Source organism: Streptomyces sp. NPDC001941 (assembly GCF_040296945.1).
Classification (GTDB): Bacteria; Actinomycetota; Actinomycetes; order Streptomycetales; family Streptomycetaceae; genus Streptomyces.
This window is the reverse complement of sequence record NZ_JBEOYE010000008.1, coordinates 40,815-67,781: the sequence shown is the minus strand read 5'-3', so window position 1 is coordinate 67,781 and position 26,967 is coordinate 40,815. Positions and strand designations below refer to the sequence as shown.

General features: G+C 75.3%; 21 protein-coding genes and 1 riboswitch. Of the genes, 5 read left to right on the top strand and 16 right to left on the bottom strand.

All coding sequences use genetic code 11. The annotated features are described in order from the left end of the window. The first annotated feature begins 91 nt into the window (after nucleotides 1-91). Together ABT160_RS09425 and ABT160_RS09420 are read left to right on the top strand one after the other, a co-directional pair. Entirely contained in the window at nucleotides 92-2,968 is a 2,877-nt protein-coding gene (locus ABT160_RS09425; protein WP_351645623.1) for an ATP-binding protein, read from the top strand. Between the two features lie 294 nt (nucleotides 2,969-3,262). Next, nucleotides 3,263-5,044 carry a S8 family serine peptidase gene (locus ABT160_RS09420; RefSeq protein WP_351645621.1) on the top strand — a complete coding sequence of 594 codons (1,782 nt, stop codon included), beginning with the start codon at nucleotides 3,263-3,265 and terminating at the stop codon, nucleotides 5,042-5,044. Between the two features lie 99 nt (nucleotides 5,045-5,143). Here ABT160_RS09420 and ABT160_RS09415 read toward each other — a convergent pair whose 3' ends face one another. Genes ABT160_RS09415 through ABT160_RS09390 form a run of 6 tightly spaced genes read right to left on the bottom strand, consistent with a single transcriptional unit; the run spans nucleotide 5,144 to nucleotide 12,988 of the window. Then, on the bottom strand, nucleotides 5,144-5,632 hold the full coding sequence (locus tag ABT160_RS09415; protein ID WP_351645619.1) for a DUF4430 domain-containing protein: 489 nt from the start codon (nucleotides 5,630-5,632) through the stop codon (nucleotides 5,144-5,146). Between the two features lie 60 nt (nucleotides 5,633-5,692). After that, nucleotides 5,693-6,511 (bottom strand): ECF transporter S component, encoded by an 819-nt coding sequence (locus tag ABT160_RS09410; protein ID WP_351645617.1) that lies wholly within the window; start codon nucleotides 6,509-6,511, stop codon nucleotides 5,693-5,695. Further along, nucleotides 6,508-8,154 (bottom strand): ABC transporter ATP-binding protein, encoded by a 1,647-nt coding sequence (locus tag ABT160_RS09405; protein ID WP_351645616.1) that lies wholly within the window; start codon nucleotides 8,152-8,154, stop codon nucleotides 6,508-6,510. Before ABT160_RS09405 ends, ABT160_RS09410 begins: the two co-directional genes overlap by 4 nt. Next, nucleotides 8,151-9,341, bottom strand: a complete 1,191-nt coding sequence (locus ABT160_RS09400) for an energy-coupling factor transporter transmembrane component T (protein WP_502984187.1) — start codon at nucleotides 9,339-9,341, stop codon at nucleotides 8,151-8,153. Before ABT160_RS09400 ends, ABT160_RS09405 begins: the two co-directional genes overlap by 4 nt. A gap of 3 nt (nucleotides 9,342-9,344) precedes the next feature. Next, nucleotides 9,345-10,232, bottom strand: coding sequence for a hypothetical protein (locus tag ABT160_RS09395; RefSeq protein ID WP_351645614.1), 888 nt, complete (start codon nucleotides 10,230-10,232; stop codon nucleotides 9,345-9,347). Beyond that, nucleotides 10,229-12,988, bottom strand: a complete 2,760-nt coding sequence (locus tag ABT160_RS09390) for a prenyltransferase/squalene oxidase repeat-containing protein (RefSeq protein ID WP_351645612.1) — start codon at nucleotides 12,986-12,988, stop codon at nucleotides 10,229-10,231. Before ABT160_RS09390 ends, ABT160_RS09395 begins: the two co-directional genes overlap by 4 nt. Nucleotides 12,989-13,268: 280 nt before the next feature. Further along, nucleotides 13,269-13,412: riboswitch (cobalamin riboswitch) on the top strand. A 119-nt stretch (nucleotides 13,413-13,531) separates the two neighbouring features. Here ABT160_RS09390 and ABT160_RS09385 point away from each other — a divergent pair. Further along, nucleotides 13,532-14,932, top strand: coding sequence for a prenyltransferase/squalene oxidase repeat-containing protein (locus tag ABT160_RS09385; protein WP_351645610.1), 1,401 nt, complete (start codon nucleotides 13,532-13,534; stop codon nucleotides 14,930-14,932). 22 nt (nucleotides 14,933-14,954) lie between these two features. Here ABT160_RS09385 and ABT160_RS09380 read toward each other — a convergent pair whose 3' ends face one another. The 4 genes from ABT160_RS09380 to ABT160_RS09365 form a co-directional block, all read right to left on the bottom strand. Further along, entirely contained in the window at nucleotides 14,955-16,184 is a 1,230-nt protein-coding gene (locus tag ABT160_RS09380; RefSeq protein ID WP_502984191.1) for a sensor histidine kinase, read from the bottom strand. A 124-nt stretch (nucleotides 16,185-16,308) separates the two neighbouring features. Next, nucleotides 16,309-17,079, bottom strand: a complete 771-nt coding sequence (gene cseB / locus ABT160_RS09375) for a two-component system response regulator CseB (protein WP_351645605.1) — start codon at nucleotides 17,077-17,079, stop codon at nucleotides 16,309-16,311. A gap of 134 nt (nucleotides 17,080-17,213) precedes the next feature. Next, a complete protein-coding gene (locus ABT160_RS09370) occupies nucleotides 17,214-18,227 on the bottom strand; it encodes an endonuclease/exonuclease/phosphatase family protein (protein ID WP_351645603.1) in 1,014 nt (337 codons plus the stop codon). Further along, entirely contained in the window at nucleotides 18,224-19,213 is a 990-nt protein-coding gene (locus tag ABT160_RS09365; protein ID WP_351645601.1) for a D-alanyl-D-alanine carboxypeptidase family protein, read from the bottom strand. Before ABT160_RS09365 ends, ABT160_RS09370 begins: the two co-directional genes overlap by 4 nt. Before the next feature lie 407 nt (nucleotides 19,214-19,620). On the opposite strand from ABT160_RS09365, the gene ABT160_RS09360 reads away from it, so the two are divergent. Then, nucleotides 19,621-20,424: an endonuclease I family protein gene (locus ABT160_RS09360; protein WP_351645838.1), complete on the top strand. Its 804-nt coding sequence runs from the start codon at nucleotides 19,621-19,623 to the stop codon at nucleotides 20,422-20,424. Nucleotides 20,425-20,473: 49 nt separating this feature from the next. Here the strand turns inward: ABT160_RS09360 and ABT160_RS09355 are convergent, their stop codons facing one another. Together ABT160_RS09355 and ABT160_RS09350 are read right to left on the bottom strand one after the other, a co-directional pair. Beyond that, nucleotides 20,474-21,634: a GDSL-type esterase/lipase family protein gene (locus tag ABT160_RS09355; protein ID WP_351645599.1), complete on the bottom strand. Its 1,161-nt coding sequence runs from the start codon at nucleotides 21,632-21,634 to the stop codon at nucleotides 20,474-20,476. 71 nt (nucleotides 21,635-21,705) lie between these two features. After that, the gene (locus ABT160_RS09350; protein WP_351645597.1) at nucleotides 21,706-22,272 is read right to left on the bottom strand and encodes a TetR/AcrR family transcriptional regulator; all 567 of its coding nucleotides are present in this window, start codon (nucleotides 22,270-22,272) and stop codon (nucleotides 21,706-21,708) included. Between the two features lie 140 nt (nucleotides 22,273-22,412). Here ABT160_RS09350 and ABT160_RS09345 point away from each other — a divergent pair, with 140 nt between their 5' ends. Further along, nucleotides 22,413-22,904, top strand: coding sequence for an FBP domain-containing protein (locus ABT160_RS09345; protein WP_351645596.1), 492 nt, complete (start codon nucleotides 22,413-22,415; stop codon nucleotides 22,902-22,904). Nucleotides 22,905-22,922: 18 nt separating this feature from the next. On the opposite strand, the gene ABT160_RS09340 is transcribed toward ABT160_RS09345, so the two are convergent. The 4 genes from ABT160_RS09340 to ABT160_RS09325 all read right to left on the bottom strand — a co-directional run bounded on the left by ABT160_RS09340 (nucleotide 22,923) and on the right by ABT160_RS09325 (nucleotide 26,789). Beyond that, nucleotides 22,923-23,855 (bottom strand): RNA polymerase sigma-70 factor, encoded by a 933-nt coding sequence (locus ABT160_RS09340; RefSeq protein WP_351645836.1) that lies wholly within the window; start codon nucleotides 23,853-23,855, stop codon nucleotides 22,923-22,925. A 192-nt stretch (nucleotides 23,856-24,047) separates the two neighbouring features. Continuing rightward, on the bottom strand, nucleotides 24,048-25,079 hold the full coding sequence (locus ABT160_RS09335; protein WP_351645594.1) for an esterase/lipase family protein: 1,032 nt from the start codon (nucleotides 25,077-25,079) through the stop codon (nucleotides 24,048-24,050). A gap of 119 nt (nucleotides 25,080-25,198) precedes the next feature. After that, the gene (locus ABT160_RS09330; RefSeq protein WP_351645591.1) at nucleotides 25,199-25,345 is read right to left on the bottom strand and encodes a hypothetical protein; all 147 of its coding nucleotides are present in this window, start codon (nucleotides 25,343-25,345) and stop codon (nucleotides 25,199-25,201) included. Between the two features lie 52 nt (nucleotides 25,346-25,397). Beyond that, complete coding sequence (locus tag ABT160_RS09325; RefSeq protein WP_351645589.1) at nucleotides 25,398-26,789, bottom strand: NsdA family TPR-like regulatory protein; 1,392 nt, start codon at nucleotides 26,787-26,789, stop codon at nucleotides 25,398-25,400. Nucleotides 26,790-26,967 lie beyond the last annotated feature (178 nt).

Genomic DNA, 26,967 nt, shown 5'->3' with positions numbered 1-26,967 from the left:
GGGTGTTGAACCGGGCGCTCCGGTCTCACTTGTCCCGCACCGGGCCGCCCGCTAGCTTCGGCGCACGAGATCACCGGCCTGGGGGGTACGGATGGTGGCGACGGCACTGGTGGGCCGCGCGGGACCGCTGCGCGAGCTGTGCGAGGCGCTCGCCCGGCCGCGCGCCGTGATCCTGCTGGAGGGCGAGGCCGGCATCGGCAAGTCCCGGCTGATCCGCGAGGCGCTCACCCCGGCCGACGGCGACGGGGCCGTACCGGGCGCGCCGGTCCTGTACGGCTCCTGCCCGCCGCTGCGCGAGCCGTTCCCCTACGGACCCGTCCTGGACGTGCTGCGCGACCTCGACGGCCGCCTTGCCGCCCGGCTCTCCCCGCTCTGCGGCGTCCTGCGCCCCTACCTGCCCGAGCTCGCCGACCGGCTGCCGCCCCCGCCGACCGCGCCCGGCAGCCCGGCCGCCGCCCGCCACCAGGTGTTCCGCGCGGTCCGCGAGGTGCTGGCCGCCGCCGGGCGCGCCGTCCTCGTCGTGGAGGACCTGCACTGGGCCGACGACGGCACCCGCGACCTGCTGCGCTTCCTCGTCGACGACCCGCCGCCCGGCCTGTCGGTCCTGCTCAGCTACCGCCGCGAGGAGCTGCGCCCCAGCGGCTCCGGACGCGGCGGCATGCCGCTGGGCCGCGCCTACCGCCACCCGCCCGGCGCCCGCTCCACCCTGCTCGCCCTCGGCCCCCTGGACGTGCCCGCCGTGCGCGCCCTGGCCGCCGACCTGACCGGCGGCGCGGTGCCGCTGCACCGGGCCGAGCGGCTGCACGCGCTCACCGCCGGGATCCCGTTCGTCCTCGAAGAGCTCCTGCACGGCATCGGCACGGCCCCGGCCCGCACCCCGGTCGCCTGGGAGGCCCTGGACACGCTGCCCGTGCCCACCCTGCTCCAGGAGGCCATGACGGACCGGGTCTCGGCGCTGTCGGCGCCCGCGATGGCCGTCGCCGACGCCGCTGCCGTGCTGCGGGTGCCCGCGCACGAGGACGTCCTCGCCCAGGTCGCCGGGCAGGACCCGGACCCGGCGGCCGAGGCGATCCGGGAGGCGCTGCTCGCCGGAGTGCTCCACCCCTACGGCGGCAACCTCTACGGCTTCCGCCACGGCCTGGCCCAACAGGCCCTCTACGACAGCCTCCTGGCGCCCGACCGGCGCCGACTGCACCGCCGCGCCACCGCCGTCCTGGCCCGCCAGGCGCAGCCCCCGCTCGTCCAGCTCGCCTACCACGCGCGGGAGTCCGGCGACCTGGACGCCTGGCGGCGGTACGCGGCCGAGGCCGCCGAGGGCGCCCGCGCCGTCGGCGACACCGCCGTCGCCGTCGAACTCCTGGAGAGCCTCCTGGAGGAGGCCGGGCCCGACGGCGAGGAGCGCGCCCGCCTCGCGCTGCGGCTCAGCCGCGTCGCCGTGATCGCCCTCAACCACCGCCGCTCCGCCGTCCTGCTGCGCCGCATCGTCGAGGACCGCTCGCTGCCCGTCGCCACGCGCGGCGAGATCCGTTTGGGCCTCGGCCTGATGCTCGGCAACCAGGCCGGGGACCTGGAACAGGGGCGCGCCGAGACCGAGCGGGCCGTCGCCGAGCTCGGCGACCGCCCCTCGCTGGCCGCCCGCGCGCTGGCCGGGCTCGCCATGCCGCTGTGGGGCAACCGGCCGCTGGCCGTGTACGAGGAGTGGATCGCCCGCGCCGAGTCGCTGGTCGCCGCCGCCGACGGGGACCCCGCGCTCGCCGTCGCGGTGCGCGGCAACCACCTGGTGATGCGGCTGTGCACCGGCGACGCGCGGGCCACGGCGGAGGCCGAGGCGCTGCTGCGGGCCGGCGGGACCGTCGCGATGCGCCTGGAACTCGCCCGGATGTGCGGCAACTTCGCCGACGCGGCCTGCTGGCTTGGCCTCTTCGCCGTCGCGGAGCGCTACCGGCGCGAGGGCGAGCGGCTGGCCGACGAGTGCGGGGCGCCCTTCGTGCGCGGCATCATCAACGGCACCGTGCTGCGCCTGGAGTGGGGGACCGGCGCCTGGCACGGCCTGGAGGAGCGCGCCCGGCGGCTGCTCGACACCGTCGAGTCCGTCCCCGGCATCGCCTCCGACGCCCGCCTGGTGCTCGGCCTGCTCGCCTCCGCGCGCGGTGACCTGGACGAGGCCGCCGTCCACCTGGACCGGGCCGGGCTCGGCGACCCGGCCAACGCGCCCAGCCCGCTGCTCGCCGCCGCGTCCGGCGCCGCGGTGCGGCTCGCCCTGGGCCGGGGCGAGACGGCGGCGGCCTGTGCGGAGGCGGACGCGGCGGCCGCCCGGGTCCGCCACAAGGGCCTGTGGGCCTGGGGCGCCGAACTCGCCCCGGCGGCCGTGACCGCCTGGACCCGGGGCGGCCGGGCCGAGACCGCGCGCCGATTCGCCGCCGACCTGGGCGCGGCGCTGCCCGGGCGCGACGTCCCGCTGGCGGCCGCCGCGCACCTGGTGTGCCGGGGCGTCCTGGACCGGGCCCGGCACGAGCCGGACGCCGCCGCGGACCACTTCCGCCGGGCCCGTACCGCGTACGAGGCCATGCCCCGCCCCTACGCGGCGGCCCTGGCCACCGAGGCCGTCGGACGCTGCCACGGCGACGCGGGCCGGGCCGACGACGCGGCCGGTGAACTGGCCCGCGCGGCGGCCGAGTTCGAAGCCCTCGGAGCCGCCCGGGACGCGGCGCGCTGCCGCCGCGCCCTGCGGCTCAGCGGCGTGGCGACGCCCTCGCGCGGCGGGCGCCGGGGGTACGGCGGCGGCCTCTCCCCGCGCGAACGCGAGGTCGCCCGGCTCGCGGGCGCGGGCCGCACCAACCGCCAGATCGCCCAGCTGCTCTTCCTCTCGCCCCGCACGGTCGAGCAGCACGTGGCGAAGGCGCTGCGGAAACTGGGCGCCGCCTCCCGCGCCGACCTGGCCGGCCTCGCGGGCCCGGACGGGGACTGAACGGGCCGCGCACGCACGGGTGACGCGGCGGCGGGCACGGAGCCGCGCCCGGGTGACGTGACGGCGAGCACGGAATCACGCACGGGTGACGCGGCGGCGAGCACGGAATTACGTACCCCTACCTACCGGGTTACGGATTGTTCCGTACCGCATGCCTGGCCAGGGTGATTCCTGCCACCGCGCGGCCGAAAACCAACCCCCATGCCAAGGACGGCCGCGCGGGGGTGTTCCCGCGTCACCCGCCTCCCCTCCGGGCGGCGGATCCCCACGCCAAGGAGCACAACGCACATGCGCATGACCAACAGATCGTGGCGCTCGGCCTGTCTGGGCGCCGTCGCCGCCACCGCACTGTCCCTGGCGGGCCCGCTGCCCGTCGCCCTGGCCGCGCACCCCGCCGCGCCCGCCACCGGCACCGTGCTGGGCGCCGGCGGCGCCCAGGCGATCCCGGGCCGCTACCTCGTCGCCCTGGACGGGCAGGCCTCCGTCGCCGCCGCCACCCGCGACCAGGTCGCCGCGCAGGCCGCCGCGGTGACCGACCGCGTCGGCGGCGACGTCCGCGCCCTGTACTCGGCGGCCTTCCGGGGCTTCGCGCTGAACGCCACCGCCGACGAGGCGGCCCGCATCGCCGCCCTGCCGGGCGTGCGCTACGTGCAGGCCGACCAGACGTTCAAGGCGATCGGCACCCAGGCCAACCCGCCCTCGTGGGGCCTGGACCGGATCGACGGCGCCAAGGACAACTCGTACAGCTATCCCAACGAGGGCAAGGGCGTCACCGCCTACATCCTCGACACCGGCCTGTACAAGGAGCACCCCAACTTCGAGGGGCGTGCCTCCTCCGGCTACGACTTCATCGACAACGACGCCGACTCCGCCGACTGCCACGGCCACGGCACCCACGTCTCGGGCACCGTCGGCAGCAAGGACTACGGCGTCGCCAAGCAGGTCAAGCTGGTCGGCGTGCGCGTCCTCGACTGCCAGGGCTCCGGCTCCACTTCGCAGATCGTCGGCGGCCTCGACTGGGTGGCGAGGAACGGCGTCAAGCCCGCCGTCGCCAACATGAGCCTCGGCGGCAGCGCCGACCAGGCCCTGGACGACGGCGTCCAGGGCGTGATCAACGCGGGCATACCGGTGGCCGTCGCCGCCGGGAACGACAGCAAGGACGCCTGCGGCACCAGCCCGGCCCGGCTGCCCGCCGCCATCACCCTGGGCTCCACGGACAGCAACGACTCGCGCTCCAGCTTCTCCAACTACGGTCGCTGCCTGGACCTGTTCGCGCCCGGCGGCTCCATCGTCTCCACCAAGATGGGCGGTGGCACGCAGACGATGAGCGGTACGTCGATGGCCACCCCGCACACGGCCGGCGCCGCCGCGATCTACCTCGCCGCGCACCCCGACGCCACACCGCAGCAGGTCCGCGACGCGCTCGTCGACAACGCCGTCTCCGGCGCCGTGACCAACGCGGGCAGCGGCTCGCCGAACAAGCTGCTGGACGTCACCAAGCTGGGCGGCACGCCCGAACCGGGCAAGCCCGTCGCCGACTTCACCGCCCAGTGCTCCACCTCGGCCCTGGACTGCTCCTTCGACGGCTCCGCCTCCAAGGACCCCGACGGCTCGATCAGCGGGTACGCCTGGGACTTCGGCGACGGCTCCACCGGCAAGGACGCCAAGACGAGCCACACCTACGCCAAGGCGGGCACCTACACCGTCAAGCTGACCGTGACGGACGACGCGGGCAACACCGGCACCACCAGCAAGCAGGTCACCGCGGGCACCGTCCAGCCGCCCGCCGGCCAGGCGCCCAAGGCGTCCTTCACCGCCTCCTGCTGGTACGCCGACTGCACCTTCGACGCGTCGGGGTCCACCGACCCGGACAACGACATCGCCTCCTACGCCTGGAAGTTCGGCGACGGAGCCGCCGCCACGGGCGTCAAGGCCACCCACCGCTACCCGGCCGGCCAGCGCACCTACACGGCGCAGCTGACCGTCACCGACAAGGGCGGCCGCACCGGCACCGCGTCCAAGTCGATCACCTGCTACGACTTCGGCCAGGGCACGGCGATGTGCTTCGCCGGATGACCCGCCGGTAGCCCGGGGAACCACCGGACGGGGGAGGACCGTGGGGCCGCACGAGGGGCGGCCCCACGGTCACGCGCGTGCCCGGAGCCCGGGCAGCGGTCAGAAGGCGGTGTACGTGAACGCGACCTTGTCGCCCGCCTTCAGGGCGAACTGGCAGCCGCCGACCGGGATGGACGTGCCGTTCACCGAGATGTTCCAGTACGCGGAGGCGCCGCCGCTGACGTTCTTGACGGTGTCCACCGAGTAGTCGTCGAACGAGGCGTACCAGGTGCCGTCCCAGGCGAACCCGCCCTTGCGGGCGGCGTCGTCGAGCGCGGCGGTCGGGGTGGCGACGGGGGCGGGGTTCTTGCCGCCGTTGGTGCCGTCGCACCTGTGGGCGCCGCCGGTCGCGGTGGTCACGTCGTGGCCCTTGGTTCTGACCTTGCCCTGGTAGAGCGTGCCGGCCGGTCCCTGCACGGTGACCTGGACCTTGACGAGCGGGTTCACCGGCGCGGGGCAGGCGGCGAGGGCGGGGGTGGCCTGGAGGGCGAGGGCGGCAGCGGCGCAGGTGGCGGTGATCCCGGCGCGGCGCAGGACGGTGCGAGGCATGACAGTACCTTTCGAAGTGGGTTGTTCCCGGAACAGGTGTTTCCTGAACGGCAGTTGGTCTCAGGAGGCGTCTTCCGCGGGCCGGTCCGGCGCGCGGAAGCGCACGGGGGCCTGGAAGCGGGCCTTGCGGGCGGCGCGGCGGAACACGGTGAGGACCGCCGGGCCCGCGAGGAGGACGCAGACGAAGTTGGTGACGGCCCGGCCGGTGTCCCAGCCGAGCGAGGTGGCCAGGTCGAAGGCCAGGTAGCGGTGCCACTGCTCGGTGAACGGCAGCCCCGGCAGGTACGCGATCGAGCTGTTCGGGTCCAGCGAGAAGGGCCAGAACGACAGGTTGAGCAGGAAGCCGAAGAGGTACCCGGACAGCGATCCGTACGCCGCGAGCATCAGCACCTCGCGCCGCCCGGCCGCGCGCGGCAGGAACCCGGCGAGCATCCCCACGAACGCGCAGCCGAACATCTGGTACGGCATCCAGGGCCCCACCCCGCCGGTGATCAGCGCCGAGGCGAACAGGGACGTGCAGCCGAGCGTGAAGCCGAACCCGGGCCCGTACACCCGCCCGGCCAGCACCAGGACGAAGAAGACCGTCTCGATCCCGGCCGTGCCCGCGCCCAGCGGGCGCAGCGCCGCGTTCACCGCGGACAGCACGCCCAGCATCGCCAGGGCCTTGGAGTTGATGCCGCCCTCGGCGATCTCCGACACCACCACGCACAGCACGAGGACCAGCAGGACGCCGAAGATCAGCGGGGGAGCGTAGTTCGAGCCGAACTTCCCCGGCGCCACCACGAATGGCCAGAAGAAGGCGACCAGCCCGAGGAACGCGGCCAGGGCGATCACCACCCCGGCCCGCGGGGTGATCCGGACGGCGACGGTACGGTTCACGAGGCGCCCGCCAGCGCCGCCGCGGCCTGCTCCACCGTGAGGTACGGCAGCGGCGCCAGGATCTTCGCCACCTGCGGGGCGAACACCGGTGAGGACACCACCACTTCGGCGGCCGGACCGTCCGCGACGACCTCGCCCTCGGCCATCACCACCACCCGGTCGGCGGTCCGCGCCACGAACTCCACGTCATGGGTGGAGACCACGACCGTCCTCCCCTCGGCAGCCAAGTCGTCCAGGATGCGTGTGAGTTGGGCCTTCGCCCGGTAGTCCAGGCCCCGGGTCGGTTCGTCGAGCAGGACGACCCCGGGAGCCGCCGACAGCTGGATCGCCAGGACCAGTGCCAGCTTCTGCCCCTCGGACAGGTCGCGCGGGTGCGCGTCGTCGTCGATACCGGGCGCGAGCCGGTCCAGGATCGCCCGCGCCCCCGGCCCGTCCGGCACCGCCGACTCGGCGTCCGCCTGGGCCAGTTCCTGCCGCACGCTCTCCAGGTACAGCAGGTCGGTCGGCGTCTGCGGGACCAGCCCGACGAGCTGCCGCGCCCGTACCGGCGACAACTGGCGCGGGTCGTGCGCGCCCGTCCCGTCCGGCCCCCACGCGCGGACCTCCACCGTCCCGCCCGAGCGGGTGCCCGACCCCTGGAGCGCCCAGAGCAGCGAGGACTTGCCGGAGCCGTTGCGGCCCATCAGCGCGGTCGTCTCGCCGCCGCGCAGCTCCAGGTCCACTTCCCGTACGGCGGGCAGTGCCTGGCCCCGGTAGCGCACGCTCACCTTGCGGGCCGAAAGGAGCGGGGGCGCCCCGGGGACCGCCCCGCGCACCGGCGGGACCGGCGCGTCGGCGAGCCTCGCCCGCAGGGGCGCGGCGGCCCGGCGGGCGTCGCGCACCGACAGCGGCAGCGGCGCCCAGCCCGCGTGCCGGCCCAGCTCCACGACCGGCGGGGCGATCGACGTCGTGCGGAACACCTCGGCCGGGGCGCCCGCCACCACGCGCCCGTCACCGGGCAGGTGCAGCACCCGGTCCGCGTACTGCACCACCCGCTCCAGGCGGTGCTCGGCGAGCAGCACCGTCACGCCCAGGTCGTGCACCAGGCGGGTGATCGCCGCCAGCACCTCCTCGGCGGCCGTCGGGTCCAGCGCGGACGTCGGCTCGTCCAGGACGAGGACGCGCGGGTGCGCGGTGAGCACGGAACCGATCGCCACCCGCTGCTGCTGGCCGCCCGACAGCTCGTGCAGCGCCCGGTGGCGCAGGTCGGCCAGCCCCAGGAGGTCCAGGGTCTCCTCGACGCGCTTGCGCATCGTGGCGGGCGGGACCGCCAACTGCTCCATGCAGTAGGCCAGTTCCTCCTCCACGGTGTCGGTGACGAACCCGTCGAGCGGGTCCTGGCCCACCACGCCCACCACGTCGGCCAGTTCGCGCGGCGGGTGGTCGGCGGTGCTGCGGCCGTCCACGGTCACCCGCCCGTACAGGGTGCCCCCGGTGAAGTGCGGCACCAGGCCGTTCACCGCGCCGAGCAGCGTGGACTTGCCGACCCCGGTGTGGCCGACGACGAGGCACAGCTCGCCCTCCTCCACGGTCAGGTCGACGTCGCGCAGGACCGGAGCGTCGGCGTCGTCGTACACGACGCCGACCTCCTCGAAGGTGATCACGTGGCAGTGGCTTTCTCGGGGCGCGGCGCGGCCTCGGCCGGGCGCGGGGTGACGGGCGGCGGGGGCGGCGCGAGGAAGCCCGCGCAGCCCGCGAGCAGCACGGCGGCGGTCGGCACCAGCGGAAGGGTCGGCCAGCTCAGCGGGTAGATCGACGGGTTGAGGGCGGCGGCGTCGAAGCCGGTGCCGGTGAACAGCAGCACGGCGGCGACCACGCCGCAGCCCGCCACCGCCCACTCGGCGGCCCGCCAGGGGTCGGGCCGGTACGTCGTACGGGACACCCGGCGCCCGCCGAGCCTGAGCCCCGCCACGCACAGCACGCCCCCGGCGGCCAGCGCGGGCAGCCCGAGCAGCGCCGGGGCCGTCGCGTCGAGCAGCCCGTACGCCCCCGCGCACAGGCCGCACATGCCGAGCAGCATCAGCGCACCGGTCAGCCGCCGGGACGCGGCGGTGGCGCTTCCCGTGCGCCCGTACCCGCGCGAGTCCATCGCCGACGCCAGCCTCAACGACCGCTCCAGGGCGTCCTCCAGGACCGGTACGACGATGCCGCGCAGCGCCCGCATCCCCTTGGCGCGGCCCGCCCGCAGCCGCCGGGCGCGGTGCACCCGCTGGACGCTCTGCACCAGCTGCGGGGCGACGCTGATCGACACGGTGACGGCGACCCCGAGCTCGTACAGCGCCCCGGGCAGTACGCGCAGCGCCCGCTTGGGGTTGGCCAGCGTGTTCGCCGCGCCGATGCAGCACAGCATGCAGGCCAGCCGCAGCCCGTCCACGGCGGAGGACAGCACCGCCTCCAGCGAGACCGGTCCGCCGATCCGGATCCCCGCGTACCAGTCCGGCGTGGGGAGGTGCGGCAGGGAGAAGAGGAAGTGGTCGTCCGGGGTGATCCCGGTGGCGAAGACCGCGCGGAAGACCACCCGGATCGCCACCACCGTCAGCGCCAGGTACAGGTAGTACACGAAGCCGCGCGCCCAGGGCGCCTCGGTGCGGCGTGCGGTGATCACGTAGCCGAGGACGGCCAGGACGAGGAAGAGCAGCAGCGGGTTGTTGGTGCGGCTGACGGCGGTCGCGAGCGCCAGCGCCCACACCCACCAGGCCACCGGGTGCAGGGTGCGCGGCAGCCTGCGGGCGCCCCGGCCGGGCGCGGGCCCGGCCGGGACGGTGCGGGTCCGCGAGGCGGTGGTGGCCACCGGCTACTCCGAGGGCCTGCGGCGCGCGGAGTACACGGCCGCGCCGCCGATCAGCGCGATCAGCGCGACGCCGCCGACCACGGGCAGCACCGAGCCGCTGTCGTGCGGCGCGGCGGCAGCGGGCGCCGCGTCGACGACCTTCGCTTCCCGGCTCGGCGCGGCCACGGCGGGCGCGGAGGCGCTGGGGGAGGGGGACGGCGGCGGGGACGGGGAGGCGCTGACGGGGGCGGACGTGGACGCGGACGCGGACGGGCTCGGGGTCGCGCTCGTACGCTCCGGGGCCGGGCCGGTGTTCACGCCCGGCGGCAGCGGGTCGGCCTCGCGGGTCTGCTCGGGGCGCAGCGTCTTCCCGCCCGTGGGACGGGAGTTGTGGGCGCGCAGCTGGTCCGGGGTGAGCGTGGGGCGGCCTTCCGTGCCCTCGACGTTCGTACCGCCGAAGATCCACAGGTCGACGCTGCCCGGCTTGGGCTTGTAGAGCATCGCGCCGAGCTGGCTGTAGGTCCAGCTGTTCTGCCCGGGGTCGGCGTGCCAGTACGACCAGTACGCCGACGCGGGCGGCGTGAGCACGCAGTCCTCCTGCGACGGCGGCGGGAACTGCTTGCCGCCCTGGTGACCGCTGTAGCCGATGCGGCAGATGAACGCCGGGCCGTCGTGCCCGGTGCCGGTGGTGCGCCAGCCGCCCTGGTTGAGCAGCTCGTAGCCGGTGGTCGGGGTGGTGCCGCAGGAGCGCATCACCGGGCCGCCCCACCGCCCGAAGTCGACCGCGAGGACCGCGCCCGACGACGTGGTGCACCGGCCCATCGGCTGGGGCGCGGCGGACGCCGTGCCGGTCGTGGCGGTGAGGGCGCCGAGGGTCAGGGCGAGCGCGCCGAGTGCGCGCGGGGCCCTCACCGGTGGCTCCCGGCGGTGCCACGGCGGCGTACGGCGACGACCGTGCCGCAGCCCGCGAGCGTGAGGACGAGCGCGGCCAGGGCGGTGCCCCACACAGGGGCGCCGGTGGCGGCCAGGTCGCCCGAACCGCCGTCAGGGGTAACGATGTTGGGCGAGCCGCCGCCGCTCGGGGCCGGTGCCGGGTCGTCCGAGCCGGGGCGCGGCGTGGTGCCCGAGAGGTCGCGGTGGAGGGTGCCGAAGGAGGTGCCGAACGCGCCGCCCAGGGCCTGGGTGGAGGCGCGCACGTCCGAACCGCGCTGGCCGTCGGCGGCGACGTTGAACCCGCCGTCCGCGTTCTGCTGCTTCTTCAGGAAGAGGCGGGCCTTCCTGATCTGCGCGCCGTACTTCCCCGCGTCCAGGGACAGGCCCTGGACGGCGAGGCCGGCGGAGTTGACCGAGTTGCCCGACGCGCCCGGGAAGCCGCCGTCCGCGAGCTGCCGGGACGCGATCCAGGCCAGGGCCTTGTCGACCGCCGCCCGTGACGCCGCGTCCTGGTCGAGGTCCAGGGCCATGGCCGCCATCGCGGTGGAGTCGACCTCGGAGTCGCCGGTCGACGGCACCAGGCTGGGCCAGGCGCCCGAGGCGTGCTGGAGCGAGCGCAGGAAGGCCAGCGGCCCGGCGGCCGCCGCCGTCTCGCCCGCCCGCTGCTGGGCGATCACGCCGAGGGACTGGGCGAACACCGAAGGGGCGTACCGGTAGGCGCCCTTGGCGGGGCAGCTGCGGTCCGGGGCCTTGCTGGGTGCCGCGCAGGTCGCCCCGGCGAGGGCGGCGACCAGGTCGTGCCCCGCGAAGTTCCGGGGGTCGCGTCCGACGGACTGGGCGAGCACGGCGAGCTTGCCGATCGAGCCGCCCGCCGCGTGCGAAGTCCCCACGCCGGTCCAGTCGTTGACGGTGCGCGCGGTCGGCCGCGTGGCGTCCGTGCCCTGCTGGTCCAGGAAGTCGACCACGCCGCGCAGCGTCGCGTCGTCGCTGCCCGTGGCGGCGAGCGCGTACGCGCCGTCGATGGTCAGGCCGAAGTCGGCGAAGCCGGTCCCGGCCACGTTCTCGTAGTAGTGCCCCTGCCGCAGGCGCTGTCCGTCGGTGAGGAAGGCGGTGGCCCTGGCCACGTCAGGGCCCTGGCCCGGCTCCCACGGCGGCTTCGGCACGCCGGTGGGCTTCGTGGTCGGCCCGGGCGTCTTCGTGGGGGGCGGCGTCGGGGTGGGCTCCGGGTCGGGCTTCTTCGTGGTCAGCGTGGCCAGGCTGGTGCGCGCCCCGGCCACGACCGCCGCCCAGGTGGGATACGGCTCCGGGTCGGCGGCGCCCTCGTCGAAGCCGAAGCCGCCCGCCTTCGTCTGCTGCCGCGACAGCCAGGAGACGGCCGCGTCGGCGCGCATGGTGTCGCCCAGGATCCGCAGGACCTGCGCGGACCTGCCGGTGGAGCCGACGTCGCCGGTCTCCACGCCCGCGTACGCGCCGAACGCGCCGGTCTTCAACTGGGCCTTGTACAGGGCCTTCCGCGCCCTGGCGACCGCGTCGCCGCTCACGTTCGCCGTGTGCAGCGCGATCATCGCGTAGGGCGTGGTGGCCGGGTCGCCGTAGGTGCAGGCGTCGCCGTCGCGCACCAGGGTCGGGCTGAAGCCACCGTCCTTGCACAGGTGCGCGGCGATCCGGGCGAGTGACTCGGCGGGCGGGGCGATCTTCGCTCGCAGCAGCGCGAGCACGGCCAGGGACTGGGTCTCGACGTCGCCGACGTCGGAGAAGTCGCCCTTGCCCACGCACGGCGCGACACCGGCGCCGGTGGTGCAGACGGTCCCGGCCAGGTCGCCCGCCACGTCGTGCCCGCCGAAGTCGCGCGGGTCGCGCCCGGTGCTCGCCGCGAGCAGCGCGGCCAGCGCCGCGTTGCCCACCGACGGGGGCTGCCTGACGCCCTGCGGGTAGACGAACTCCTCGACGTGGTCGGCGAGGTAGCGCGTCATCTTCTCGACGGTCGCGCTGCCGCCCTCGCCTGCGGCCAGGGCCAGCGCCGTCTGGGCCGTCTGGTAGTAGTTCGGCGCCTCGGCGCCCTCGTCCTGGACGTAAGTGCCGTTGGTCAGGCGGGTCTTGAGCCAGGCGGAAGCGTCCTTCAGCTTGACCTCGCCCGGGGGGACGACGGGCGGGGTGTCGCCCGGGGCGACACCGCCGGGCCGCACGGCGGAGGGCGGGAAGGAGGGCTCGCCCCCGCCGCCACCCGGCTTCGTACCGCCGTACACCCACGCCTCGACCGAGCCGTCCTTCGGCTTATGGGCCATCGCGCCCAGCGGGCTGTAGGTCCAGAAGTCCTGGCCGGGCGGGGCGGTCCAGTACGACCAGTACGCGGCCGCGGGCGGCGTGAGCCCGCACGCCTCCTTGTCGGGGGTGGGGTACTGGCGGCCCCCGTCGAAGTCCGTGTGGCCCAGGCGGCAGATGAACGCGGGCCCGTCGTGCTCGGTGCCCGCCGTCGTGAACCCGGCCTCGTGCAGCAGGTCGTAGCCGGTGGTCGGGGTGGCGTCGCAGCCGCGCACCACCGTGCCGCCCCAGTCGCCGAAGTCCACCGCCACGACCGCGCCCTTGGTGGCCGTGCACGCGCCCAGGGGATCGGCTGCCGCCGGAGCGGCCTGGGCGAGCAGCAGCGCACCCCCGCCCACCGTCGTCACGGCGGCGCACAGCAGCGCGAGCAGGCGTCTGCCCCCGCTCCTGGCCGAACCCCTTGCGTTGCCCACCGAAAGCACCGAAAGCCCCCTGCGTCGTCCGCAGCGGAGCACGCATGGCTGGCCACCCGGTCCTCGCAGGGGACGGGGGAGTGCGGGCCGAACCACGCCGTAGTCCGCGACGGCGTCTGTTGCGTAGCGTTCAGCGCGGGTAATCCGGCTCGTCGGGCGGGTGTGGAGACATCCGCCTGACCTACGGTTGCGGGTCAGCGCCGGGATTCGACCGGCTTCCCCCGTGAACTGAACGAAGAATCGGGCGCATTGGAACACGGGAGCGAACGGAGCGTCAAGGCGCGTGCGCGACCTGCGATGTTCGGGTAGCCTCCCGGCTTGCCGAATGGGGGAATCTGGTGCGAACCCAGAGCTGACGCGCAGCGGTGTGGACCGGTGGGGAGCCGGTACGAGCCCGAATGCCCACGCGGCACGACACCACGGAAGTCGAACCACGCGCTTGGACGACGACCTCGTGCCGCCCGCACGCGCTCCCGCACGCCGTCACGGCCGGGACCCGCGAGGGAGGCGCCGGTCGGCGTCCCCTGATTCCGGGAGCCCGCCATGACCGCCACCCGTACCGTCCCCGCCCGTCGCGCCCTGCGCCTCGCCGTGCCCGCCGCCCTGGGCGCACTCGTCCTCACGGCCGTGCCCGCGAGCGCGACCTCCACGCCCGCGCAGATAGCGACCTCCAAGTCGACGGGCGTCAGCTACCTCAGATCCCTCCAGGCCGCCGACGGCTCCTACGCGGGCTCCGGCCTGTCCAACGAGTGGGCCTTCTCCGCCTTCGCCGCCGCCGGGACCGCCGCCGTCGACGTCACGCCCGGCGGCGACGCCACCAAGAACGCCCGCACCGTCTACCGCAACCTGCTCACCGGGTCGGCCTGGCCCGGCGGCTCCCCGGTCGTCACCGACTACGAGCGCGGCGCGATCAACGCGTACTCCGCGGGCGTCGACCCCGCCCGGGTCTCCGCGAGCCGCAACCTGATCGCCGACATCTACGGCTACTACCAGAGCGCCGAGCCCGGCTACTGGGGCGCGTCCGCCAACTTCAACGGCACCGTCTTCGGCCTCATCGCCCTCGCCGGGGCGAAGACCCAGGGCGGCGCCCAGCGCGTCCCGCAGGCCCTGCTCGCCACGTCGGTCGCCACCGTGCGCGCCAACCAGCACGACGACGGCGGCTGGAACTACAGCAAGGCCGAGGGCGACCCCGCCAAGCTCGCAGCCGCCAGCGACATCGACATGACCGGCGCCGCCATGGCCTCGCTCTGCACCGCCGGCGTGCCCAACACCGACCTGGCCGTCACCAAGGCCAAGGCGTTCCTCAAGTCCAAGCTGATCAACACCTCGGGCGCCTTCGACGCGATGTTCGGCGTCAACACCGACTCCAACGGCTGGGCCGTCTCCGGTCTCAACGCCTGCGGCATCAACCCGCAGACCGGCGACTTCCTCACCAAGGCCGGCAAGACGCCGGTCGACTTCCTGATCGCCCAGCAGTTCAAGCCCGGCGGCGGCTTCAAGTACCTCCCGAGCGACACCAGTCCGTCCGCCTACGCCTCCATCGACGGCCTGCGCGCCGTCGCGGGCGGCGGCTTCATCGCCGCGCCGCCCGCGCCGACCACGGCGGGCGCCCCGCAGTGGGCCGCCACCACCGCCTTCACCCCGGGCACGGCCACCCGCCTCGCCCTCACCGTCGACAACGGCACCACGCTCAAGGTCTGCGCGGTCACCTTCACCCCGACCGCCGCCACGACCACGCTCGGCACCGTCCTCGACGCGGCCACCGGCTGCGTCACCTCGGTCAACCCGGCCAGTGGGAGCGGCACGATCACGGCCGTCAACGGCACGGCGAACAGCGGTGGTTCGACGTGGAAGTCGAGCGTCGACGGGGCCGGCGCGATCGCCGCGTCGCGCGGCACGGTGATCAACGCCGGTGACACCATCGCCCTGAAGTACGGCAGCTGAGGCCGGGGCCGCCCGTCCGGGGTCACCCCCCGGACGGGCCGGCCGCGTCCTCCGCCGTGTCCTCCAGTGCGTCCGCCTCCGTGCCCTGCGCGGGCAGGACCAGCGTCGCCACCGCCCCGCCCGCCGGATCGTTCGCCAACTCAAGACGTGCGCCGATCACGTGTGCCTGGCCCGTCGCGATGGTCAGCCCGAGCCCGTGCCCGTGGCCGCGCTCGGCCGCGCCCGTGCGGAAGCGCTGCGGGCCGTGCTCCAGGATCTCCGCGGGGAACCCGGGCCCGCCGTCCCGCACCACCACCCGCACCCCCTCGACGGTGACCCGCACCGGGGCGCCGCCGTGGCGGTGGGCGTTGACCACCAGGTTGCCGACGATGCGGTCCAGGCGGCGCGGATCCGTGCGCACCACCGGCTCGCCCACCACGTCCACCCGCGCGTCCAGGCCCGTCCGCCGCACCGAGTCCGCCACCAGCTCGCCCAGCGGCACCGGCTGCGCGTCCGCCCGCTCCGCGCCCGCGTCGAGCCGCGAGACCTCCAGCAGGTCGTCGACCAGGCCGCGCAGCACCCGCACCCGGTCCTGGACCAGCTCGGTCGCCTCGCCCTCGGGCAGCAGCGAGGACGCGGTGACCAGACCGGCCAGCGGGGTGCGCAGCTCGTGCGCGACGTCGGCGGTGAAGCGCTGCTCGGTGCGCAGCCGCTCCTGGAGCGCGTCGGCCATGTGGTCGACCGCCGAGGAGATCTCGCCGATCTCGTCCTTCCCGGCCCGCCCGCCGGTGCGCGCGTCCAGTTCGCCGTGCCGGATGCGGCGCGCGGTGCCCGCGACCCGGCGCAGCCTGCGCAGCACCAGCTCGGCGGCGAGCAGGGTGGAGGGCAGGACGACGGCGAGGGTGGCCACGGCGGCGTACCGCATGTGGCGGTCCAGGGCCTTGCGGCTGAGGTCGTCGAAGGTCATGTCGTACGAGACGGCGAGCGCCTGGCCCTCGACGTTCCGCGCCGCCCACATGCTCAGGCGCGTCGGCTTGCGGTCGTCGTACCAGGTGACCGGTTCGCTCCCGGAGCCGAGCCGGGCGAGCAGGTCGTCGGGGACCTCGGCGCCGAGGCGGTAGCCGCGGTGCTCGTCCGGAACCCGCTCGCCCGCCCGCTCCCGCTCGAACTGGCCGACCGCCGCGTCCAGTTCGCGCAGCGCCGCGCCCCGCGCGATGCCCATCGACCGGGTCTCCGTGGTCCGGTGCACCAGCACGCCCATGCCCAGCGCCATCGCGATCGTCGCCAGCGCGACGCCCGCCACGATCTTCCAGCGCAGCGAGCGAGGGTCGGACAGCCGCAGCGCGGCCCGGGCGGCGCGGGAGAGCTCGGGGTCCTCGCCCCGTCGGCCCCGCACGTCAGCGCCGGAACCGGTAGCCGTGCCCGCGCACGGTCTCGACGTGGTCCGCGCCGATCTTCTTGCGCAGCCGCTGCACGGTCAGGTCCACCACCCGGGTGTCGCCCTCCCAGCCGTAGTCCCACACCTCGCGCAGCAGCTTCTGCCGCGACAGCGCCACGCCCGGCTCGGCCACGAACTCCAGGAGCAGCCGCAGCTCGGTCGGGGTGAGCGCGACCGGCTCGCCGTCCCTGCGCACCTCCAGGCCCAGGGTGTCCACGGTCAGGTCGTGGAAGGCGCGTACGTGGTCCTCCCGCGGCTCCTCCTCGGCGGCGGGCCCCGCCGCGAACTCGGCGCGCCGCAGCAGCGTGCGGATGCGCGCGACCAGCACGGTGGTGTCGACGGGCTTGACCACGTAGTCGTCGGCGCCCGCCTCCAGGCCCGACACCACGTCGAGGGAGTCGCCGCGCGCGGACATCATCAGGATCGGTGCCTGGCTGGTCTCCCGGATGCGGCGGCAGAGCCCGATGCCGTCCAGGTGCGGCAGCATGACGTCGAGGATCAGCAGGTCGTGGCCGCCCTCGCGGAAGACCTCCAGGCCCGTCAGGCCGTCGGGGGCGGCCGTCACCCGGTACCCGTACCGCTCCAGGGCCAGGCCGACGGACCGGCGGATCGCCTCGTCGTCCTCCACCAGCAGGACGTGCACCGGGTCGGCGGCCGCGGGCTCGCGGCCGGTCGGCCGCCCCGCGCGCACGGCGGGGTCGGGGGTGGGGGCGGGGTCGTGCTCTCGCATGGCGTCACCTGGAGGTCGTTCCGTACGGGGTGGCTGCGCCGCAGGTGGGCGGCCCACTGACACCGACGGTAGCCGCTCGGCGGTGCGAACCCGAAGCAGCCGGGTGAGCCGGGCCGCCCGGGAGCACCCGCCGCTCACAGCCGCACCGACGCCGCGACGGGCAGGTGGTCGCTGCCGGTGCCCGGCAGGGTCCAGGCGGAGACGGGGGTGACGCCCTTGACGAGGACCTGGTCGATCCGGACCAGGGGGAAGGAGGCCGGCCAGCTGAGGCCGAGTCCCGCGCCCGCCTCGTCCTGGGCGGAGCGCAGCCCGTCCACGACGCCGTGGAGCGCCCGGTCGTCGGTGCTGCCGTTGAAGTCGCCGACGACCATCACCCGGGGCAGCGGCTCGGCCCGCACCGCGTCCGCCAGCTTCTGCGCCGCGTCGTTGCGCCGCTCGGTGCCGAAGCCGGACGCGGGGTGGACGCGCACCGACGCGAGGTGCGCGGCGTAGACGGCGAGCGGGCCCTTGGGGGTGTCGACGGTGGCCCGCAGGGCGCGGGTCCACGGCATGATCGCGACCGGCCGCGCGTCGCGCAGCGGGTAGCGGCTCCACAGCCCGACGGTGCCCTGCACGGAGTGGTACGGGTAGTCGGCGGCCAGCTCCTCCTCGTACACCTTCGCCGCCTTCGAGGACAGCTCCTCCAGGGCCAGCACGCCGGCGCCCGAGGTGGCCAGGGCGCGGGCCGTGCCGCGCGGGTCGCGGTTCCCCTCGTCCACGTTGTGGCTGACCACGGTCAGGTCGCCGCCGCTGCCCGTCTTGTCGAGGAACCCGCCGCCGAACAGCGACGTCCACACCAGGGCGGGGAGCAGCACCGCCAGGGCGGCCGTCGCCGAGCGGCGCACCGCGGCGAGGGCCAGGAGCAGCGGCACGGCCAGGCCGAGCCACGGCAGGAAGGTCTCCAGGAGGCTGCCGAGATTGCCGGGCGTGTTGGGCACCAGCGAGTGCCCCAGCATGAGCAGCGCGCTGAGCACGGCGGCCCCGGCGAGGACCCGCCCGCGCCGCCAGGGGCCGGTGCGGCGGGGCCCGGGCGCGGCGGCCGGGGGCGTCGGTGCCGGAGGCGGTACGGGGCGTGCCCCGGGTCGCGCGTCGGGGTGCAGGGCGCTCATGACCGGGCCCCCTGGTCGGCCTTCGCGCCGTCGAGCGCGGTGGGCAGCTGCTCGCGCAGTGCCTCGATGAGCTTGCCGCTGCGCTCCAGGGCGGCCGCCAGGCCCTCGTTGGGGGTGGTGTTCGCCCGTTGGGCCAGGGTCACCCCGAGGACCAGACGCTTCTTGCCGCCCGCCTCGACCTCGGCGGCCCACATCAGGTTGCCGCCCGCGGGCGTGGTCGAACCGGTCTTCAGGCCGACGACGCCGGGCCGCTCCAGGAGCTTGTTGGTGTTGACGACCTTGCCGGGTATGCCGGGGAGCGTGGTCTCGCGCATGCCGACGACCTGGCGCAGGACCGGCTGGTCCATCGCCGCCTTGGCCAGCTTCAGCTGGTCGTCTGCGGTGCTGCGGGTGCTCTGCTCGAATCCGCTGGCCCCGGTGTACGTCGTGTTGGTCATCCCGAGGTCCTTCGCGGCCCGGTTCATCTTCTCGACGAACGCCTCCTGCGAGCCGGAGTCCCAGCGGGCGAGCAGCCGGGCCACGTTGTTGCCCGAGGGCAGCATCAGCAGTTCGAGCATCTGGCGCTGGGTGTAGCGCTGCCCCTCGCGCAGCGGGGCGGTCGACTCGTCCAGGGAGTGCGACTCCTGGGCCGCGGCCTGGTCGACGTCGATGTCCGGGCCCTGCTCGCCGTCCTTGAGGGGGTGTTCCTTGAGGATCACGTACGCGGTCATGACCTTGGTGACACTGGCGATCGGCACGGGCTGGGCCCGGCCCTTGCTGCCCAGCGAACCGAGGCCGTCCACCGCGATGCTCGTCTGCCCCTCGCCGGGCCACGGCAGCCTGACCTTGTCGGCGACCGCGGCGGTGTCGGTGATCCCGGACGCGGCGGACGCGGTCGTGGCGGTCCCGTCGCCCAGCAGCCCGAGCCCGGCGTACGTACCGCCGCCGAGCACCGCCGTCAGCGCCAGCGCACCGCACACCACGCGCCGCCTGGGGACCTGAGCCACCCTCGCACTCCGTACACCCATCGGAATCCGCCCTCTCCACTGCCGTCGCACGGGATTCCGTGCACTGACCACAGACTGGGCGGGCCCCGCATCACGACGATCAGCGCCGTGCATCCGGGGGCGCGCGGGTTTGTGTCGATCGGGTATCGGCGCCGGGCTCCCTGTCCGAAGGGGCCGGACCCGCGCTCCCGCCCGCCTCGAAGCGCCCGAGGGGCCGGACCCGCGCCGCGCGGCACGCCATGTCCACGACAGCGTTACGCGATCGACCCGCGGCCTTCACCCGGCGGGGCGCGGGGCCGTGGCACCCTCCCCGTGACGTGAAGTCAACCCGCGTAGAACCGGGGCCCGTTGGGGCCTGGAGCGCGCGGCCCCCCACCTCCTCCGGGAAGGACATCCCCGTGCCCGTCCTGCCTGCTCCGCGCATACGCGCCTGGAAGGCCCTGGCCCTCGGCGCCGCGGCCACCCTGGTCGGCGTCACCCTGCCCGCCGCCGTCGCCCCCTCCGCGGGCGCGGCGACCGCCGCCTACGACGACACCTACTACGCGAGCGCGATCGGCAAGACCGGTACGGCGCTGAAGAGTTCGCTGCACGCGATCATCAAGAACCAGACCAAGATCTCGTACGCAGCCGTCTGGGACGCCCTGAAGGTCACCGACCAGGACCCGGCCAACAGCAACAACGTGATCCTGCTCTACAGCGGCACCTCCCGCGCCAAGTCCCTCAACGGCGGCAACACCGGCGACTGGAACCGCGAGCACGTCTGGGCCAAGTCCCACGGCGACTTCGGCACCGCGACCGGCCCCGGCACCGACCTGCACCACCTGCGCCCCGAGGACGTCAGGGTCAACGGCATCCGCGACAACAAGGACTTCGACAAGGGCGGCAGCGCGGTCAGCGGCGCGCCCGGCAACTTCACGGACGGCGACTCCTTCGAGCCGCGCGACGCCGTCAAGGGCGACGTCGCCCGCATGGTCCTCTACATGGCGGTGCGCTACGAGGGCGACGACTCCTGGCCGGACCTGGAGCCCAACGACAAGACGAACAGCGGCACTTCACCGCTCATGGGCAGGCTCTCCGTGCTCAAGCAGTGGAACGAGCAGGACCCGCCGGACGCCTTCGAGAAGAACCGCAACGAAGTGATCTACGCGCGCTACCAGAAGAACCGCAACCCCTTCATCGACCACCCGGAGTGGGTCGAGGCCATCTGGTAGCGGTCCCCGGCCGCGCCCGGGCCGGATCCCGGGCGCGGCACCCCGCGCCTCACACGCGGTCGAACGCCCCGCCCTTGCCGAACACCAGGTCCGCGAACCGCTCGCCCATCAGCCGGTGCGCCGCCGCGTCCGGGTGGAGGGAGTCCGGCAGCGGCAGCACCTCGTGGTCGGCCGCGCCGTACAGCTCGCGGCCGTCCAGGTAGGACAGGTGCGGGTCCTCGGCCGCGCGCTGCTCCACGATCCGGGCCAGCTCGGCCCGGATCACGTTCAGGGTCAGCTTGCCCGCGGCGACCTCGGCGGCGTCCCCGCCCGCGCTGAACCCGAGCCGGCCCTCGGCGAGCGCGCCGTAGTCCGGCAGCGAGGGCCCCGGGGTGTCCTCGTGCATCGGGCACAGCACCGGCGACACTACGAGCAGCGGTGTCGTCGGATGGCCCTCGCGGATCGTGTCCAGGAACCCGTGCACCGCCGGACCGAAGGCGCGCAGCCGCATCACGTCGTGGTTCACGACGTTGATCCCGAGCTTGACGCTGATCAGGTCGGCCGGCGCGTCCCGCATCGCGCGCGCGGTGAACGGGTCGAGCACCGCGTTCCCGCCGAAGCCCAGGTTCACCAGCTCCACCCCGCCGAGCCCGGCCGCCGTGGCGGGCCAGGTCGTGCTGGGGCTCGCCGCGTCCGAGCCGTGGCTGATGGAGCTGCCGTGGTGCATCCACACCCGGCGGCCCCGGTCGGGGAGCGGCACGGCCGGAGCGTCGGCGCGCAGCGCGACGAGCACCGTCGGCTCGCCGTACGGCAGCCAGACCTCGACGTCCTTCTCGGTGGCCGCCAGGCCCTCGAAGCGCACGGTGGCCACGGGCCCCGGGGTCGGCACGGCCGTGCCGGTCGACATATCGACGGTCAGTACGTTGCCGCCCGCCGCGACCGCCTGCCCGGCCGGGCGGCCGTCGACCACGAGGTCGTACAGGCCGTCGGGCCGGGGTGGCGCGCCGGTGTACACGAGCTTGGTGGGCAGCGTGTCCAGCTCGATCACGGTGGCGGCGGTGCGCAGCGCGAGGCGCACCCCGGAGGGCTGGGACTCGGCCATGGCGAGCCGCCCGTCGGAGTTCTGCGCACGGGCGCGGGCGGGCAGCCGGTGCGGCAGCAGGCCCTGCTCGGTGCGCTCCAGTTCGAGGGCGCCGCGCACCAGGCCGGGCGTGAGGTCGATGGAATGCATGGGGATCCCCAGGGGTCGTCGGGAAGGCAGGGGTCGTCGGCAAGCAGGAGGAAGGAGGGAGGGGCGCCGGGTCAGCGCGGCCCGCCGCGCAGCAGCCCGTCGAGACGGTCCACGACCCACTCCCAGCTCGCCTGCGAGTCCGGCGCGCTGTGGCTGAAGCCGCCGGCCGACTCCAGGCTGACGAAGCCGTGGAAGACGCTGCCGAGCAGCCGCACCGCGTGCGTCTCGTCCGGCTCCGCCAGGTCGTAGCCGCGCAGGATCGCCCGGGACATCCGGGCGTGCCGCACCCCGGCGCTGGCCGCCGCGGTCGCGGCGTCCAGGGGGTGGCGGGCCGCCGTGTAGCGGCCCGGGTGCGCGCGGGCGTAGTCGCGGTAGGCGTCGGCGAAGCAGGACAGGGCGTCCCGCCCGGACCGTCCGGCGACGGCGTCGGAGACCCGGTCCGCCAGCTCCTCCAGGGCCAGCAGCGCGATCCGGGTCTTGAGGTCGTCGGAGCTCTTGACGTGCGAGTACAGGCTGGCGGCCTTGACGCCGAAGCGGCGGGCCAGCGCGGAGACGGTCACCTGCTCGAAGCCGACCTCGTCGGCCAGCTCGGCCCCGGCGTGCACCAGGCGCTCGGTGGTGAGGCCCACGCGTCCCATGGCTGCTCCCTGCTGTGGCGGGCGGCGGCCCGGTCCCGCGGTGGGTCCACGGGCTTCCGGGCAGGACGGCCGGAGCCGACCGTCCACCTGGAACCATTATTCATTTGCCTACGACCTATAGGCAAATTAGCCTCGGATGTATGAAGCAACTGGTCGAACAAGAGATCCGCGCCGCGTTCGTGAACTGCACCAAGGGCGAGGCCAAGCGCCTGAACATCCCCCGCGACCTGGCCGAGCGCCCCTGGGAGGACCTGGACTTCCTCGGCTGGCGCGACCCGCAGGCCCCGGACCGGGCCTACCTCGTCACCGAGCTCGACGGCCGCCTCCAGGCGGTCGCCCTGCGCGCCACCCCGGCCCCGGCCGGCCAGGCCCGGCGCAGCCTGTGCTCGATCTGCCTGACCGCCCCGTCCGACGGCGTCGACCTGATGGTGGCGCGCCGCGCGGGCAAGGCCGGGCAGCAGGGGAACTCGGTCGGCGTGTACGCCTGCGGCGACCTCGCCTGCTCGCTCTACGTACGGGGCAAGAAGGACGCGGGCGCGGGCGGGCGCCTGCACGAGTCGCTCACGGTGGAGGAGAAGGCGGAGCGCGCCCGGGGCAACCTGGCCGCGTTCGTCCGCAAGGTCACCCAGTGAGCCGTCCGCCGGGCGGGGTCACCCCGCCCGGCGCTCCTGCCGTGCCCGCCGCGCCTCCCGGCCGAAGGCGTACGCGTCACCGACCGGGCCCAGGTGCCCGAGCTTGTCCGGGTTGACCACCGAGCGCACGGACCGCACGAGTCCGTCCCGCACCTCCAGGACCATGCAGCTCATCACGTTGCCGTCGCGGTCGCGGACGATCGCGCCCGGAGCGCCGTTGAGCTCGACGAGGTCCAGCTCCGCCTGCACCAGCAGGGCCAGCTCCGCGTACGAGGCGAGCAGCCGGGCCGCCTTGTCCGGCCCGAAGACCGCCCTGGCCAGCGCCGGGGCCTTGCCGCCGCCGTCGCCCGCGACCTGGACGTCGGCGGCCAGTACCACCCGCAGCCCCTCCACGTCGCCCTCGCGCAGCGCGCTGAAGAAGCGGGCGGCCAGCTCGTCGCGCTCCCTGCGGTCCGCCTCGAACCGCGGCCGCCCCTCGTGCATGTGGCGCCGGGCCCGCGAGGCCAGCTGGCGGCACGCCGCCTCCGTGCGCCCCACCGCCGCCGCGACCTCCGGCATCCCGTACCCGAAGACCTCGCGCAGCACGAACACCGCGCGCTCCAGCGGCGACAGGCGCTCCAGCAGGAGCAGCGCCGCCATCGACACCGAGTCGGCCAGCTCCGCCGCGCGCTCCGGGTCCTCGTACGGGTCGTCCAGGAGCGGCTCGGGGAACCACGGGCCGGTGTACTCCTCGCGCCGCACCCGCGCCGAGCGCAGCACGTCGATGCAGATCCGGGTGACCACCGACGACAGGAACGCCTTCGGCGACTCCGGCTCCGTCGACGACAACTCGTAGCGCAGCCAGGTCTCCTGGACCGCGTCCTCGGCCTCCGCGACGCTGCCCAGGATCCGGTAGGCGATGGAGAAGAGCAGCGAGCGGTACTCCTCGAACTGCTCGGTACGGGGCGGCAGCCCGGCCCTCTCCCCGTCGAACACCGTGGTCTCCTCGTGCACTTCGTCCGCCCCCGACACCCGTGGAATCCTCCCGCCGCCCCGGGGCCTTCGCCCGCGGGACGAGACGGCGCGACCGTGCCCGGCACGGCCGCGCGAGGGAATCTACGGGACGGCCCCGGGTGCCCCGACACCGCCCCTGGCCTGGGACGCTCAGCCGATCAGCGCGGGCAGCACCAGCGTGCAGAGGAACGGCCGCGGGTGCGCGGGATCGAGCGCGTTGCGCGCCAGTGTGAGGATGTTGGAGTCGTAGGGCACGTCGAAGTGCGCCGACAGGTCGAGCCCGCACCGCTCCTGGATCGTGATGTTGTCCACCGTCGCGCCCGGCCCCGCCTGGAGGTACTGGTGGCGCGCGCCGTCCATCAGCGCGTCGCCGCGCGTGGAGATCACCGTGTACTCCACCCCGGGCACCGTGTCGCCGCCCCGGTCGAGCGCGGCGTGGAAGGCCGAGCCCCGCAGCTGGTCGGCGACGGCGGGCCCGGTGACCGAGCCGACCAGCCCCAGCGCCCCCAACTGGCCGACCACCGAAGTCAGTCCGAACAGGGTCGCGCCGTGGTTGCTGGGCGCCAGGCCGATCAGCCGCCGCACCTTGTTCTGCGCCGGGTCGGACGCGTCGGCGCCGCCGTCGAACTTCAGGTACCAGCGCGGCAGCGGACCGCCGCCCTGCGAGTGCCCCACCAGGTCGACCTGCCGGGCACCGGTCGCGGCCAGGACCCTGTCCACGTACGCGGCCAGCTCCTTGGAGGAGTCCGCGATGCGCGCGCCGCCCTTGGCCGCGCTGCCCTTCTTGCCGCCGTAGTTGAGTGCGAAGACGCAGTAGCCGTCCACCTTCAGCAGCGGCGCGAGCCGGTTCCAGGCGGCGAAGGCGTTCGCGTACGTGCCGTGCAGCAGGACCACCGGACGCGGATAGGCCGCCGTGGGGCGGCAGGAGAAGTCGTCCGCGCCCGGCGGCGCGGCGTCGGGACGCAGCAGCGAGCCGAGGGCCGCCAGCGGGTAGGAGGCCAGGCCCTCGGGCCCGGCCGCCGCCCCTGCCCCGGGGACCGGGGGAGTGCGGGGCGAGGCGGGCGCGGCGGCGGACGGGCCGAGGACCAGGGCGGCGGCGAGGGCGAGGACGAGGGCCCCCGCGCCCGGGCGGCGCGGGGACGGTCGGGCGGGAACGCGGCGGGCGTTCGTACGGATGCGCATACGGGCAGGTGTGCCCGGAGCGCGACCGCGCCCCGCACCGCCGCCGGAAAATCACCCGCGCCCCGCAGGGGACGGGGAACTCCGGGCGCCGCGCACGATCCGGGGCCGTGTCGCGCGGGTCACCCCTGGTGGCGGCCCCCTTCCGGCGCGGGCTCCACGGCGGGGCGCTGACCCGGTGCTTCGTCGAGCGGGCCGTCCAGGAGCGGCGCGGTGCGCGCGCGGTGCTGTCCGGCGAGTACGAGTGCGGTGAGGTAAGGGTCGTCCATGGCGGGATCCCTACCGCCCCGGGCGGGTGGCACCGCCTCCGGCGGCCCACGATCATCCGATTCGGGCCGCGGTCCCCGCGAATGGCGCACGCCCGGTGCGCGCCAGGTCCCCGGCCCGGTCCAGCGCCTCGCGCGCCTGCGGGTGCCCGGGGAAGCTCCGCAGCCGCTGGCGCAGCCGCCGCAGCGCCCGGTCGACCTGGGCCGAGCGCAGGTGCGCGTACTGGTCGAGGAACACGTGCCAGGACGCGCACGCCTCCTCCAGGTAGCCGACGCGCAGCTGGGCCTCGGCCAGCCGTGCGTGCACCAGCGCGTACGGGTGGCGCTGCTCGGGCGCCCGGTGCGCGGCGGCGCTGCGCAGCGCGGACACGGCCTGCTCCTCGTCGCCCAGGACGTGCAGCACGCGGGCCCGCTGGTACTCCAGGCCGGCGCGCGGGTACGACGAGAAGGGCCCGGGCGCGGCGGTGGCGTGCGCGTGGTGGTGCTCGGCGCGCAGCAGTTCGGTCACCGCCCGCTGCCGGTCGCCGCGCACCGCCAGGGTCAGCGCGTGCTGGCCGTGCAGGAACGAGCGGGTGGCCGGTTCCTCGGCCCGGGGCCCCAGCGCGGCCAGGGCCGCCTCGGCCAGGTGGTGGGCCTGCGCCTCGTGCCCGAAGGCCAGCGCCTGCAGGCTCATCGCCCGCAGCGTGATCGCGAACTGCCGCTGGTCGCCGCCCTCCCGGGCCAGCCCGGCGGCGGCGTCGAAGTAGTGCTGTGCCAGTCCGTGCCAGCCGGACTCGGTGGTCACCCGGGCCAGCAGGTGCGCCAACTGCGCGGTGCGTAACAGGATGTCGCGGCGCACCGGCGCACTGGCCCCGGCAGTCAGCAGGTGCCCCGCCGCGTCCCGTACGTACGCCAGGAGCGCCCCGCGCACCGGGACGCCGCCCATCCGGTCGCCCAGTGCCGCGAACGCCTGCGCCGCCTCCGCCAGGCACTCCGCGTCGGCGGCCACGGCCCGTCCCGCACCCGGTTCGGCGGCGCGCGCCCGGCCGCCCGGAGGCAGCGCCCACGGACGCGGCGCGGCGGCGTCCGCCGGGGAGAACGGCACGCCCCGCAGCCCGGCCCCGGCCACCGGATCACCCTCGAGGACCAGCAGGTCCAGCAGCCGTCGCGAGGCGTCCGCGGGCGTGTCCCCGGCCGGCTCCGGGGCGTCCGGGGGCACGGCGAGCCCGGTCTCGTACGCCGTGACCGCGCGCCCCAGGCGCTGGCTGAACGAGGCGGCCGCCAGGCCGGGGACCGGTGGCCTGGGGCGCGACCCGGCGAGCCAGTGGGCCACGGAGGTCCGGTCGTAGCGCAGGGCCACGCCGTGCAGGGCGCCCTGGGCGTTGACGGCGCGGGCCAGTTCACCGGAGCTCCAGCCCGCGTCCACGAGCAGACCGGCCAGCAGGGCGTTCTTCGGGCGTCGGGGCACGACCCCTCCAACGTGCGGTGGGACAGGGGTGGTTGGGGAGGGGCCCCGCGCCGGGTGCGCGGGTCCGGGCGCTCGAGCCGATCACCTGATCCGATCGCCGATTACTTGATCCGATTATGGGGCGTCCGGTACGGAGCGGACGGGGGGCGCCCGGCGCGCCGAGGGCGCGCACGGTTGG